The sequence below is a fragment of the Bacillus sp. RAR_M1_44 genome (genome assembly GCF_020165935.1).
GTDB lineage: Bacteria > Bacillota > Bacilli > Bacillales > Bacillaceae > Bacillus > Bacillus altitudinis.
Map to the genome: position 1 here is coordinate 68,838 of NZ_JAIUKX010000005.1, position 14,099 is coordinate 82,936.

Genomic DNA, 14,099 nt, shown 5'->3' on the forward strand with positions numbered 1-14,099 from the left:
AATCAATCATAGAGGTGAAAAGCTTTGAGAGAAAATAAAATTTTGTCTTCATTATGTTACTTCAGTATCTTTTTTGCACCGTTTCTATTTCCGATTATCGTTTATTTCTTAGGAAAAGACGAAGTGAAATACCATGCGAAAAAATCACTATGGACACATATTATTCCTTATTTGATTTTCGGTCTTGGTATTGCCGGTTCAGGTATACTTGGCATGAACGATATCAGTCATGCTGGTCCGTTCTTAATTGCAACGTATGCTGTGACATTCCTTGTGGCGATCTACTTCTTCATTTGGAACATTGTGAAAGGCATAAAAGTGTTTTCAGAATAAGAGTTAGAAAAAACGGTTCTGTGATTGAGCAGAACCGTTTTTTTGTATGTCCGTTTAAGCGGGTAATTGGATATCAATCGTTGTTCCTTCTCCTATCATACTTTGTATTGTAATATCTCCCCCGTGTTTTTGGATGATATCTTTTGCAATCGCCATTCCAAGGCCTGAGCCTGCATGTGTCCCTCCAGTATTCGTCCCTCTATAGTAGCGGTCAAACACTTTTTCTAGCTCTGCCTCTTCAATTCCTTTGCCGTTGTCTTGAATGGTGATGTGGGTATGTTCTTTTTGTTCAAGCTGTACAATGATTTTCACATCAGCATCATTGTGAACAAGGGCATTTAAAATGAGATTGGTGACCGCTCTTCGTATGAGGATCGTATCAATATTTAGCATAAGCTTGTCTACATTCGTTTGCAGCTCAATGGTCTGATCTGCATATCTCGAATCGTTGAGGATATCAATTAACGTTTCACGCAGCAATGGCACAATGTTCACCAGTTCTTTATGCAACATCACGTCGTTATTTTTCAGCCTTGTTGTTAAATTGAGATCCTCCATCACATCTTTGATGTACAATGATTTATTCTCTATGATGCTGGCATAATGTCTAATGTCTTGATTTGAAAGAGGATAATTTGGATCTTTTATGATTTCTGCATAGCCTTGAATAGAGGATAATGGTGTTTTAATATCATGAGAAATATGACTGATCCACTCTTCTCGCATTTGCTCTAATTTGTCTTTTTCTTTTTGGCTTGAAGCGAGCTGCTCTGATAAGTGATTGACATTATAGAACACATCTTTATATATCCCCTTCGTTGGCAGCTTCGTCGTATAATCTCCGTTTGCGAGCCTCTGGATGCCATAAATGGCACGGCCGAGCGGTTTGATGAGTTGCCGGCTGAATAAGTATCCAATGAATAAGGCAATGATGGCATCAATCGATAATAAAATCATCGTCCCGATATTGAATTGCGATATTAATTCTTTCGTATCAAAAGAAAATAAATATTTTCCGATGGAAGGGTCCTTAAATCCGATGAAGTAGCTGTATTCCTTACCCTTTCCATTTTTCCCTCCAGCATAGATCGTCGACATCAATTGCTTATCTTTATATTTATGTAAGTTTACAATTTCTATAGGTGTGTATTTGCTCTTTATGCCTTTAGGTGCTAGTGCATGATAGACGTCTTGTCCATTTTCGTCTAATATTTGAATCCACGCATTTTGTTGTTTTAAGGCTTGCTGTCCTTCTTTACTCACAGTGATATTTTGATTAGACAAGGTGATGTATTGTTCAAATGTTCTTGTGAAGGTTTCCGGCGTATTTTCTTCGTTTTGCTGACTGCTTGCTTGTAGTACAAGCCCTATCATGAATCCAAATAAGTTAATAAAGACCGTGATAATGGTCACGATAATGACAGAGACCATGTATCTGCCTGTTAATCGCCATTTCATCTTTACGCATCCTTTACAACAAATTTATAGCCAAGTCCTTTGACCGTCACGAGAAATTCTGGTGTAGATGGGGAATGTTCTATTTTTTCCCGCAGTCTTCGTATATGAACCATTACCGTATTATCAGAACCGAAGAAATCCTCTCCCCAAACCGTTTGATAAAGCGTTTCTTTACTGATGACGCGATTCGGATGCTGCAAGAAATAAGTCATCAACATAAGTTCTTTCGGTGTGAGTTCAATTGCCGCACCGTTTTTCGTCAGTTCGGCTTGCTGCTCGTTTAACTCAAATGGTCCTTTTTTGATCACGGGCTCCGCTTGAGAAGGCTGTACGTATGATGACCGTCTTAGCTGGGCTTTTACCCGGTAGGCGACTTCTTTTGGACTAAACGGTTTTGTAATGTAATCATCGCCGCCAATGGCAAGTCCTACAATTTTGTCTGATTCCTCTCCCTTTGCTGATAAAAAAATAATCGGAACATGCGAAACATCTCTGATTTGTTTGCAAATATCGTAGCCTTCACCGTCTGGCAGCATAATATCCAATATGACGAGATCTGGTTGTTCTTGATGAAATTGCGTGAGCCCATCACGGGCAGTTGAAGCTGTTAACACCTGGTCAATGCCTTCTCTTGTTAATACGGTATGGATTAATTCTAAAATTTCTTTTTCGTCATCTATAATCAATACTTTGCTTTGAACCTTTGGCATGATGATCACTCTCCTGAAGTCATTGTTATTATTATACCCAAAGTGTTGACGTCGTGAAAAATCAACTTTCTATTTACACAGAAAAAAGCCAATTTTCTTTTTTAATGAGAAAATTGGCTTTTCGTGTTTCTTTAGCGTTTGACCACAAATGTTGTCACACTTTGAGCCGGGAGATGAGCCCAAAATTGATTTCCTGATATGTTTAAGTCAGTTCCAGGTTGAAGGTTGCTGCTGCCGCTCGTCACCCATCTAGACGCCTGAGAAACGGAGCCATTTTGCACGACGAAGTGTTGATTGACCCCTGCATTGCTTTTATTAATCGCCACAATGACGACCTGATTGTTTCCTTTGTAGGCTGAGACGAAAACATTTGGTTCAGGGCTTTTCGTTGCATCAATTCTGACGAAACCTGGTCGCACAAACTTGGAGAAATGCGCCATGTTGTATCCGCGCTTGCTAATCATTCCATCTTCTTTCATAGGACCGTATGATCTCCGGATGTACCACCACACATACGCCTGAAAGTCCCCTTCCACCATTGAATGGTGAATATGCTCTGATACCCCTAATGCTTCAGGCCAGCGGTCCGCTGAATTGTTATCACTATTCGGATAGTAGACCTCTGTCATCCATAGCTCTTTCCCTGCCCCTTTTTGTTTGAAAAGAGGGTACGGAAGCTGGCTAATTTGGGTGCCGTATAGATGAGCGCCGAGAATGTCCATATTCCTTAGCGCCTGTGGATCGTTTAAGATAGGATCTGAGATATTCTTAAGATATTGAAACGATTCTGGTGCAATCACACGTGCATTAATGGAGCCGGCATTTTCTCTCATGAATCGCAGGATTTCCTGAGGTGTCCACCATGTCCATTCATGCGCATAATCAGGCTCGTTTTGTACAGAAATGGCATAAAGATTGACTCCGTTATTTTTCATGTAAGTGACAAAATCATTCAGATGCTGAGCATATGCTGCGTATTGATTGTATTTAAGCCGCTTGGCAGGTGATCCATTCCGGTTAAATGTTTCAACCATACTGCTTGGAGGATTCCAAGGGGAAGCAATCACTAGAGCACCATGCTCGATCGCTCGTTTGGCCGTCGCGACTTCTCTGCTCCAATTGTTTCTGTTTTCGTCTACATAAATTCTAAGAATGGAAAACCCTAACTGATTTTGTCCATTGCCAAAGGCAGTCTCCCTTTGTGGCGCTGTCAAATCACCAATCCAAGCTGGATGGTTCATTCCGCCAAAACCACGAATCACTTGTCTTTCTGCATTAAGGTTAATGTTTGCGTCAGCTGCTGATACTTCAGCTACTCCAGGTCCTATGAACATGACAGACAGCATGGTGAAACACACCAATAAAGCAAGCATTGGTTTTTTTATACATGACATCAAATTCCCCACTCCTCTATCAAACATTTAAGCACCTTTATTCGCTACCTTTGAGTAAACTGCCAAGAATCAAATTGGAATAGATTTCCCCCGCCTGTTCCGGTAAAGACAAAAAATACGTTGTGCACACCGGATGCGCCGTTAATCGCTGTTTCTATTTCCCGCCAGTTTTGTGTTCCACCGGTGGAAGGTACATTCAGTGTACCGACCAGTCTGCCGTTCGCGCTTCCAAGTCGTACTTCTATTTTCCCGCCTACTGTCGATGCGACATTGGCTTTAAATGTTCTAGCGCCATTTGAACCAAAGTCTACATTCCCTAAAGCCACCCAATCGCCATTTTGAATATTGGTGACATGCTGGTTATTCACTGGTCCTCCTGGTGCTGACGAGGCTTCTGTCAAAATGCGTCCATTCCATGCGAATGTTTCAGCTTCAACACGTTGATATGGATTCAGATTAGATAGCTGTTTCACCCCTTCATAATTGGCTGCTACTTCTCGAAGGGAGCCATCTGCATTATGCACAAGCTTGTTAATATGTGGAGAGCGATAGCCTTTGCCGCTTCCGTATAATGCAGAGCTAACGGTTTGCGTATGATACACGACATACCACTCGTTTTTAAAATTGAACACCGCATGATGGTTGTTACCGCCGCCACCAAAAAAAGCACCCGGATTTTTCAGAAAGTGTCCTTTATACGTGAAGGGTCCCATCGGGCTTGAACTCGTCATATAGCCGATTTCACCGGGTGGTTTATCAGCAGGATGTGAGCCGCCAAAATTGATGCAATAGGAATAGTAATAGGTACCGTTATACTTATGCATCCCTGAGTCTTCAAACATAAAAGGAGCATCAATGGTGGATGCGCTACTGGCCACACTTGTCATATCAGCACCTAGCTTCAGGACTCTTGCTGTTTTAGGATTTGCCCATTGTCCCTGCGTTGGATTGGAACCGCCTGGAACACCTCCGCCGGCATATAGATAGCCAGTACCGTCATCATCTACAAATACGGCCGGATCAAAAAGCCATACAACTCCGGACATGCCAGGTGTACTTGGCGTAACGAGTGGTTTCCCAATCGGATCAGTCCATGGGCCGATCGGGCTGTCTGCTGTAAGGACTCCAATCCCTCCGCCGCTGTTAGCGAAATAAAGGAAAAATTTATCCTTTCCGTTGATCTTCTTTACCGCTGCTGATGGGGCCCATGATGCGCCTGCCCATTTGGCAATGCCTCTGCCGCCATTTGCCCCATTTGCCCCCGCTACTGGAATCGCTCCGTGATCGGTCCAGTTGACCATATCCGCCGAAGAGATGACGAATACTCTATTCAGATTTGCAAATGAATTGTCCTTAATCGTTCCGTTGCTTTGATATTCATAGTCATCACTCGACATATAAAGGTACACTCTTCCGTTATAGGTAAGCGCAAACGGGTCTGCTCCTAAGTGATGATCAATGAGCGGGTTTGCATTTCCTACTTGCTTGGCAATAGGAGTGCTTGCCGCATTCGCTTCATATACCGGCAAACAACTCAGTACCAAAGTGAAGATCAATAAACAAACGCTACACTTCATCCTCGTCCTCATCGTGTCATTTCCTCCTGTTTTCATCTTCCTGATATTGGGGTTTAGGCCCAATTTCAAATTATGTTGATGTTTCGTGATGAAGAATGAATACAAAGAATGATTTCTCCCTGCGAATCCCTGTAAAGAGTGCAATGAAAACCCTTACTTTTTAACTAGAAGACAACAAAAAAATGCAGTCTCCATGATGGAGCTGCATTCTTCCTCAATGTTCAATAAATGTAGACTACATATAACGAGCGGTCACCATTTTCTTTCTCGTGTAAAACTCTACTCCGTCTGTTCCATTGGCGTGCAAGTCTCCGTAGAAGGAATCTTTCCAGCCAGAAAATGGGAAGAAAGCCATTGGAGCAGGAACACCAATGTTAATGCCTAACATGCCGGCTTCGATGTTTTCACGAAATTCTCTTATGCTTGAAGCGCTGTCTGTGTATAGGCAGGCACCGTTTGCGAATTTTGATTGATTGGACAGGTCGATTGCTTCTGCGAGTGATGAGACACGGACAATGGATAAGACTGGGGCAAAAATCTCGTCCTGCCAGATTTTCATTTGATTTGTGACATGATCAAAGATCGTTGGTCCGACAAAATACCCTTCTCCATTTGTTTCGTTATCTTGTCTGCCATCACGAATCAGGCTTGCGCCTTCTTCAATTCCTGATTGAATATATTGAAGAGTTCGTTCTTTATGCTCTTTCCGAATGACTGGTCCGAGAAAGACATCTTTATTTATTCCGTTTCCGATGACAAGCTGGTTGGATTCATCGACCAATTGTTGAATCAAGTCGTCCGCCACGTCTTCTTCCACTGCGACAACGGCTGCTGCCATGCAGCGTTCACCTGCTGATCCAAAAGCAGCGCCAATGATTTGTTTTGTGGCTGATTCTAAATCAGCATCTTTCAAGACGATAGAGTGATTTTTTGCACCGGCAAGTGCTTGTACACGTTTACCATGTGATGTCCCTTTTTTATAGACGTATTCTGCGACTGGCTGAGAGCCGACAAACGAAATGGCTTTTACCTTTTCATGTTCAAGAAGACCGTTTACTACATCGTGAGCGCCATTGACAATGTTGAGCACACCTTTTGGAAGTCCCGCTTCTTCAAATAGTTCTGCTAACCGTGCAGCAAGGATTGGCGTCCGTTCTGAAGGCTTTAAAACAAATGTATTTCCGCAAGCGATGGCAAGCGGGAACATCCAGCATGGGACCATCATCGGAAAGTTAAACGGGGTAATGCCGCCGATGACGCCAATTGGGTAGCGGTACATGCCAGACTCTAGACCAGTCGCAATATCAGGCAGTTGTTTCCCCATCATTAAGGTTGGTGCACCAGCGGCAAATTCCACACATTCAATTCCTCGCTGCACCTCTCCTTTTGCTTCTGTTACACTTTTTCCGTTTTCCAGCGTGACGAGTTCAGCTAACTCATCCCATTTCTCAACGAGTAACTGTTGGTATTTAAATAATATACGTGCGCGCCGGGGAACAGCTGTTTTAGACCAAGTGGTGAACGCTTCTTGTGCTGCCTGGACTGCATGTTCTACATCCGTTTTTGTTGAAAGTGGTACTTCTGCGATGATTTCGCCAGTAGCTGGATTATAAACAGCTTCCGTTTGGTTCGTTTCGGCGTCCACCCATTGTCCGCCAATATAATTTTTCAACGTTTGTACATCTGTTTTGGTCATGTTCCCTCTCTCCTCTTTGTTTGGATTGTGATGCAATCGTGTGTTGATTTATCGTCATTGTCTCATCTAAGGAGCCTTCATCTGTATACACTCTTTGTCAAATGAAACCACAGTTTTGCTTTACGTTCTGATAAAACATGTGAAGTCTATACCTTCTAGCTCTTTTGGTTCCGAAGATCTGTCCTCCTTTTAGGTCGTTTTGTCTGTATGTCATGTGGCATGATCATGTTAACTAATTGATGATGTATTTTTGGTTAACTGTTGGTTAACTTTAGAAAAATCATAATATTAAAAACGCTTTCAGTCAATGACCAGTTTGTTGATCTAAAAAAACCTGATGCCAAGTGCATCAGGCTAAGACTGTTTATGTTAGTTATTTAGAAGAAATTGCGTATTGACTCGGCTCTGTATAAGCCGGGAGCATCTCCCCGTGTGCTTCAATTAATTCATTACATAGTTTGATGGTGTCATCAATTGATAATTCAGCACTTGTATGCGGGTCTAATAATGCTGCTTGGTAAATGTGTTCTTTTTTGCCGCTGATTGCAGCTTCAATCGTCATGAGCTGTGAGCTGATATTGGTCCGGTTGAGTCCAGCCAATTGTTCAGGTATCTCTCCGATATAACATGGCATGATACCGCTCCGGTCTGCAACACATGGCACTTCCACACAGGCTTTTTCAGGAAGGTTGTGAATGAGTCCTCCTGTGTTCAGTACATTTCCACCAAATTTAAAGGGAACGTTCGTTTCAATCGCTTCAATGATACGTGAACCATATTCTTTAGAGCGCGTATGCGTGATTTGTGTGTTTCCCACAAGGTCATGTTTCATCGTATTCCAATTGTTGATTTGTTCCTCGCAGCGTCTTGGGTATTCATCGAGCGGAATGTTAAACTGTCCAATCAGTTCTGGATAACGAGATTTGATAAAATACGGATGATATTCTGCATTGTGCTCTGAGGATTCGGTGACATAGTAGCCGAATTTATCCATTAGTTCAAAACGAACCATATCTGGATGCCGCGTTTTTTGTTTTTCTTTTGCTCGTGCTTTGATTTCTGGATACAAGTCTTGACCGTCCCGTTTCACTTCTAATAACCATGCCAGGTGATTAATGCCGGCAATTTTTTCTTCAATGCCTTCATGGTCCATTTCAAGTGATTGAAATAAATCTTTCGTACACACCTGTACGCTATGGCAAAGACCAACCGTTTGAACCCGAGTATAACGCAGCATAGCGCCAGTCAGTGTGGCCATTGGATTCGTGTAATTTAATAATAAAGCGTGTGGACATACTTCTTCCATATCCTTTGCGAAGTCCAGCATCACGGGAATGGTTCGAAGTGAACGGAAAATACCGCCGATGCCAACCGTATCCGCAATCGTTTGTCTTAATCCATATTTTTTTGGAATCTCAAAATCAATAACAGTGCTTGGCTGATAGCCTCCTACCTGGATGGCATTGATGACATATTTCGCATTCTTTAAGGCTTCTTTCCGGTTGTGATACGACTGAATGGTCACATGTGCACCGTAGTTCTCTTTTAAGTGACGCAGCATCGTTTCTGATTCTTTCAGCCGGTTGTGGTCGATATCATATAACGCAAATTCAAAGCCGGCAAGTGCGGGAACGAACAGACAATCTCCTAATATATTTTTAGCAAACACGGTACTTCCTGCACCGATAAATGTAATTTTAGACATAGACGACACTCCTTTTTACATCAAGGTTGGATTACCCTTTAACAGAGCCTTGAGACAGCCCTGCAATAAAGTATTTTTGCAACAGTAAAAACATCGTGACCATTGGCAGCATCGCAATAAGAGCAGCGGCGCCAACGAGCTGGAGCTGGTGTTGATTTTGACCAAAGAAATTGGATAAGGCGACTGTAAGTGTATGCATCTCTTTATCTTGCAAGAAGAAGATGGCAAATTGATAGTCGTTCCAAATATACACACAGGCAATGATTAAAACAGAAGCGGTAATCGGCTTCAGCAGCGGAAAAACGACGGTGAAAAAGACTCTGAGTGTTCCCGCGCCATCAATACGAGCGGCTTCTTCAAGCTCCTTTGGTATCGTCGACCGGATAAAACCGGCATATAGAAAAATCGTCAGTGGCAAAAAAGCAGCAACATTGTTTAAAATAGCGATTTGATAAGTATTCATCATGCCAATTTGTACAACCATTTTGTATAAAGGGACAAGGGCTGTGAGCGGCGGTATGACCATAATGGCAATGAATAAGAGATACACCGCTTGATTCAGCTTTGTTCCTCTTCTTGCAAGCGGATAGGCGGCAAGTGATCCAAAGATGATGAGTAGGGCAGCCGAGCTGAACGTAATGATCACTGTATTCAAAAAGGACTGGCCAAGCTGAGCATCTGTCCATGCCATCAGAAAGTTTTCAAAATGAAGCGTTGATGGGAACAACCATTTTGAGCTAAAATCTCCTATCCCCTTTAGAGAGGTCGTGACTAAAATATAAAATGGAATCAGGTGCAGCAATGTGATCAAAAGGGCGAGTAAGGAGTACCATCTTTTCTTTCGTTTATAGGCGTTATCCATCACACCTCGGTCTCCTTTCGTTTGAAATAAATGAGCGCTGTGACACTAACGACAAGGATGATAATAGCCATGAAGACACCTTGCGTCGCTGCATAGCCTGCATCCTGCCGTTTGAAATACAAATCGTACATAAAAGTCGACATCGATTGCGAGGAATCTCCGGGTCCTCCGCCAGTGAGGGCGACAATGACATCAAATAATTTAAGTCCACCGATCACATTGAGCACAACATTGATGGTGATAGATGGCATTAAAAGCGGTAATGTGATGCGCCAAAATTGCTGAAGACCTGAAGCGCCATCGAGTTGTGCTGCTTCATAATAATCTTTAGGTATGCTTTGGAGTCCTGCTAAATAAATGATCATGGCAATCCCGACGAATTGATACGTATTCACAAACACAATGATCCAAGTGTTTAGCTGCGGATTACCAAGTGCGTTCATTGGATCAAATCCAAAAAAGGTAACAACGTCGTTTAAAGCACCACCTTGGTACGCAAAGACAAAATACCAAATATAGCCCATAGCAATCGGGCTGATCATGACGGGTAAATAGATCACCGTTCTTGTGATGGCTCTCATTTTTAAACTTTGATTTAATAAGAGTGCATATCCAAGACCAATCATATTTTGTAAGATGGTGCTCCCGATGCCGTAAAGAAGGGTATTTTTCACAACAAGCCATGTGGTTGGATCTTGCAGCAATCGTTTGTATTGATCCAGTCCAATCCACTCATACTGTTGTGAGAAACCGTTCCAATTTGTAAAAGAAAGCTGAATCCCGTTAAAAAAGGGATAAATGATAAAGGCACTGACAACGAGAACAGCAGGCAGATACATCCACCAAAGTGAAGAATTTTGGCTATTTTTCATCTTCTGTTTTGGAAAAGAGGTAAATGTCGCCGCCTGTTTTTCTTTTGTGATGTCACTCATTGGCTTCACTCCTGTTTCAGCATGAGCCTGCTATTGTTTTTTCAGACGCTTATATTCCTCTTCCATTTTCTTCGATAGTTGTTCCGGTGTGATGGAGCCTGCTAATAATTCTTGGCCGGTCGTTGCCATGACAGCCCACATGCCGCTCGGTAAGTATTTCCGATCAAAATATGGTTCAATCTTAATATCTTCATATTGCTCGTAAAATGTAGAATAATAGTTTTTGGCTTTGACTTCTTTTAAAGCCGTTTCAGAGGAAGTGCCCTCTGCGATTTTTTTTGCGTTTTCAGGCTTTGCTAGAAAGTCAATGAATTGTTTTGCTTCTTTTAGATGCTTTGAGTCTTTCCATGCCGCAACAGTAAAGCGTTCCCCGCCAATCCAGCTTTGCTCATCTCCTTCATGAATAGCTGGTACGGGCATGGTGCCTACTTTGATCGATTGATTGAGTTCAGTCGCCTCAGGTCCTAAAGATCCTCCCACAAAGGTGAAAGCGATTTTGTTTTGTGCCATCAGCTCAGGTGCTTGGGATAGTTTCGCAGTGAGTACATCTTTGTTTAAAAGGTCTTGATCTTTCAGCTCCTTCATAAACTGTGCAAGCGGTGTATAGTGAGACCAATCAAATGATCCATTTTCAAGGTCTTTTCCGTATTGATGTTTTTTATCAGTAATGAGTAAAGGCGTTGCCAGCTCATCAAAGACTTGGGCAATATTTGAATTATCGCCTCCTGGGATCCAGAGCGGCACAACTTCCCCTTTACTTTTTTCTTTGACAGTTTGTAAAGCACTTTTCAGTTCATTCAGTGTTTTAGGAACTTTTATGCCATATTCTTTTAATAGATTGGCATTAAAACTAAGTCCGTCTTTTGCTTGATTCAGCGGATAGGCATAGACTTTGCCGTCTTTGTCTTTTAAAATTTGATCGAGTGAAGGATCGAGTTGTTTTACCCAGTCCATCTCCTTTAGATCAGCCACGTATTCGCTATATCGCAGCTTGGCCCAGCCGTGTGTATCAAATAGGTCTGGCATATCGTTTGCGCCCATTTTGACGCGTATCATATCTTCATAGCTGTTGCCAGGGAAGTTGGCATCAATTCGGATGTTTTGATGTTCTTTTTCAAAATCACGGATCACTTCTTCAAATGCCTTTCTCTCCCCGCTGTTACTCATTGTGGAGAATAGAGTCAAGGTCACTTTCCCGTTTGCTTCAGACGCACCGTTATTGCCGCAAGCAGACAAGATCATCGACAAAGCTAGAGCTACACACAGCATCAGAATTTTTTTACTCATCGTTTCCTCCTTTTGATTACTGAAAATTCAGACGATTATTGGTAGAATTCATGCGGTTGCGGAAACAAAAGAAGTCCATTATACTGGAATTCTATTCTTTTCAAAGAGATAAGAGAGCAATTGGGTGAACTGCGTTGTTTTCAGCATGATCTGGCCATCATGCTCAGCAGCTCCCTTCCTGCTTTTTTGTCTCTTTTTTGTTTGCTGAAATGCTCGTTCACCCCCTTTCATGGATTGGGCATGTGCTGCCTCTTTGCATGAGCTTTGTTGGCACGACGACTTTTAGGGGAAGCTTTCTTCCTTCTATCCGCTCAAGCAAAAGCTTTAGACCCACTTCCCCCATTTGTTCTGTATATACTTTAACCGTTGTGAGCGGCGGGCTTGAAAAGGAAGCGGCTTCGATATCATTAAACCCCACGATTGAGACATCTTGAGGTACACGAAGACCGGCTTCATGTAGCGCACGCATAGCGCCTATTGCCATAGAATCACTTCCGATAAAAAAGGCTTCTGGAAGCTTTCCTTTTTGAATGGCTTTTTGCATAAGTGAGTAGCCTTCTTGCATCGAATATTCGCCTATGTGGATGTCATTCATATGAAGAGTTCCCGCTTCTTGCATTCTTTTGATAAACGTTGTTTGTCTTTCGTCCTCAATCACAGCATTTCCTTCGAAATAATGCTCCCTCTCTTTCCCGCCAATATAGCCTAGATGTGTATAGCCGAGAGATTGCAGATGACGAATGGCACGATCTGCCGCTCTGACAAAATCCACATGTACACAATCATACAAATCTTCATCCGCATAATGATTGATAAACACGATATGTTCCATTCGGTTTGTCATCTTTTCAACCGTATCAGGGCTGATTCGTCCAATGACAATCAAACCGTCAATATCCTTTAGTATCGCCCCTTTGTCCATGTTTCTTAGGCGAAAGGTATGGAGAGTAGACAGACCTTGTTTGGCATATTCTTTTTCAATTCCTTTTCGAATCGATGAAAAAAAAGGATCATTTAATTCTTCGTCAATGGATTGGGCGACAACGACACCGATGACTGGGGATGCGGGTGGGCTTTTAACTTCTGCTTGATCGGCTTTTCTTGCTCTGACTGGGGTATAGTTTAATTTCTTGGCTATGTCGAGGATGTTTTGTCTTGTTGCGTGTGAAACGGCAAGCGTTTGGTCGCCATTTAACACACGGGATACAGTAGAGACGGATACTTTTGCATCATGAGCAATATCTTTGAGTGTAGTCATAGGTAAACTCCTCATCATTTTTGACTAAATGTTTACTAAAGATATTTGAAGAATAACACATAAATAAAGCGCTTTCAATTATAAATTTGTGCTTTTATGAAGTTTTTGAGTATGTTTTGATAAGGAGATAGTTTGTTTAGTAAAATTGCGTAAAAAAGAGGATGGGCTTCATCCTCCTTTTTACTAAGGTGATTTCATTGTGGCTGTTTCTTTTGCGAACAATTGCTTCATTATTTCCCATGCTTTATCTAATTCTTCGTGAAGGCCAAATAAACCTGAAGTGCCAATGATGTAAATTTCATTTCCTGCCTCAGCAAGCAACCGGAACGTGCTTTCATTACAAGAGCCGTCTACCTCAATTGAAAATGAGTATCCCCCCTTCTCTTTGATTTCTTTCACCTCTTTCATTTTCGGAAGCATTTCTTTGATAAAAGGCTGACCCGCAAACCCTGGATCAATTGTCATGATCGTCACCCGGTCTATTAAATGAATAAAAGCATCTAATGCTGCAACTGGTGTGGCGGGATTGAGAACAAAGCCGACCTCACACTTTCTTTCGTGGATATGCCGAATGATTCGAAAAACGTCTTTTTGCACCACTTCTGGATGTAAACAAATCATCGTTGCGCCTGCATCAATACATGCATCAATTAAAAATTCCTGAGGCTGTTCGGCCATTAGATGAACATCAATCGGAACATCTGTCAGTTTCCGAAGTTGTTCAATGAAAAAGGGTGATAAGGTCATATTCTTTACGTAATGACCATCCATGACGTCGACATGATAACGGTCTGCCCTTGTGTTCAGAAGCTGAATTTGTTCACGGAAGTGCGTTAAATCCATACACATTAATGAAGGTGAGAAAATGGCTGTCATCCCCTAATGCC

At 42.2% G+C, this 14,099-nt stretch carries 12 protein-coding genes; 1 reads left to right on the forward strand and 11 read right to left on the reverse strand.

Features of this window, described 5'->3' with window-relative positions; translation table 11 throughout:
* The first annotated feature begins 24 nt into the window (after positions 1-24).
* Positions 25-333 (forward strand): DUF4870 domain-containing protein, encoded by a 309-nt coding sequence (locus LCD34_RS19225; protein WP_098680451.1) that lies wholly within the window; start codon positions 25-27, stop codon positions 331-333.
* 54 nt (positions 334-387) lie between these two features.
* On the opposite strand, the gene LCD34_RS19230 is transcribed toward LCD34_RS19225, so the two are convergent.
* The 11 genes from LCD34_RS19230 to alsE all read right to left on the reverse strand — a co-directional run bounded on the left by LCD34_RS19230 (position 388) and on the right by alsE (position 14,088).
* On the reverse strand, positions 388-1,791 hold the full coding sequence (locus tag LCD34_RS19230; protein ID WP_224559871.1) for a sensor histidine kinase: 1,404 nt from the start codon (positions 1,789-1,791) through the stop codon (positions 388-390).
* A gap of 2 nt (positions 1,792-1,793) precedes the next feature.
* On the reverse strand, positions 1,794-2,501 hold the full coding sequence (locus LCD34_RS19235) for a response regulator transcription factor (protein WP_048002663.1): 708 nt from the start codon (positions 2,499-2,501) through the stop codon (positions 1,794-1,796).
* Between the two features lie 131 nt (positions 2,502-2,632).
* Positions 2,633-3,898, reverse strand: coding sequence for a glycoside hydrolase family 30 beta sandwich domain-containing protein (locus LCD34_RS19240; RefSeq protein WP_080964594.1), 1,266 nt, complete (start codon positions 3,896-3,898; stop codon positions 2,633-2,635).
* 41 nt (positions 3,899-3,939) lie between these two features.
* A complete protein-coding gene (locus LCD34_RS19245; protein WP_017359553.1) occupies positions 3,940-5,484 on the reverse strand; it encodes a glycoside hydrolase family 43 protein in 1,545 nt (514 codons plus the stop codon).
* 223 nt (positions 5,485-5,707) lie between these two features.
* Positions 5,708-7,168 carry a CoA-acylating methylmalonate-semialdehyde dehydrogenase gene (locus tag LCD34_RS19250; RefSeq protein ID WP_206114346.1) on the reverse strand — a complete coding sequence of 487 codons (1,461 nt, stop codon included), beginning with the start codon at positions 7,166-7,168 and terminating at the stop codon, positions 5,708-5,710.
* A 373-nt stretch (positions 7,169-7,541) separates the two neighbouring features.
* A complete protein-coding gene (locus LCD34_RS19255) occupies positions 7,542-8,873 on the reverse strand; it encodes an alpha-glucosidase/alpha-galactosidase (RefSeq protein WP_224559872.1) in 1,332 nt (443 codons plus the stop codon).
* A gap of 31 nt (positions 8,874-8,904) precedes the next feature.
* Positions 8,905-9,735 (reverse strand): carbohydrate ABC transporter permease, encoded by an 831-nt coding sequence (locus LCD34_RS19260; RefSeq protein ID WP_007499267.1) that lies wholly within the window; start codon positions 9,733-9,735, stop codon positions 8,905-8,907.
* Positions 9,735-10,667: a carbohydrate ABC transporter permease gene (locus LCD34_RS19265; RefSeq protein WP_035701015.1), complete on the reverse strand. Its 933-nt coding sequence runs from the start codon at positions 10,665-10,667 to the stop codon at positions 9,735-9,737. The genes LCD34_RS19260 and LCD34_RS19265 overlap by 1 nt, the downstream gene beginning before the upstream one ends.
* 30 nt (positions 10,668-10,697) lie before the next feature.
* The gene (locus LCD34_RS19270) at positions 10,698-11,954 is read right to left on the reverse strand and encodes an ABC transporter substrate-binding protein (protein ID WP_224559873.1); all 1,257 of its coding nucleotides are present in this window, start codon (positions 11,952-11,954) and stop codon (positions 10,698-10,700) included.
* 217 nt (positions 11,955-12,171) lie between these two features.
* Positions 12,172-13,212, reverse strand: coding sequence for a LacI family DNA-binding transcriptional regulator (locus LCD34_RS19275; protein WP_025207434.1), 1,041 nt, complete (start codon positions 13,210-13,212; stop codon positions 12,172-12,174).
* Between the two features lie 183 nt (positions 13,213-13,395).
* Complete coding sequence (alsE, locus tag LCD34_RS19280) at positions 13,396-14,088, reverse strand: D-allulose 6-phosphate 3-epimerase (protein ID WP_008343724.1); 693 nt, start codon at positions 14,086-14,088, stop codon at positions 13,396-13,398.
* Between the last annotated feature and the right edge of the window lie 11 nt (positions 14,089-14,099).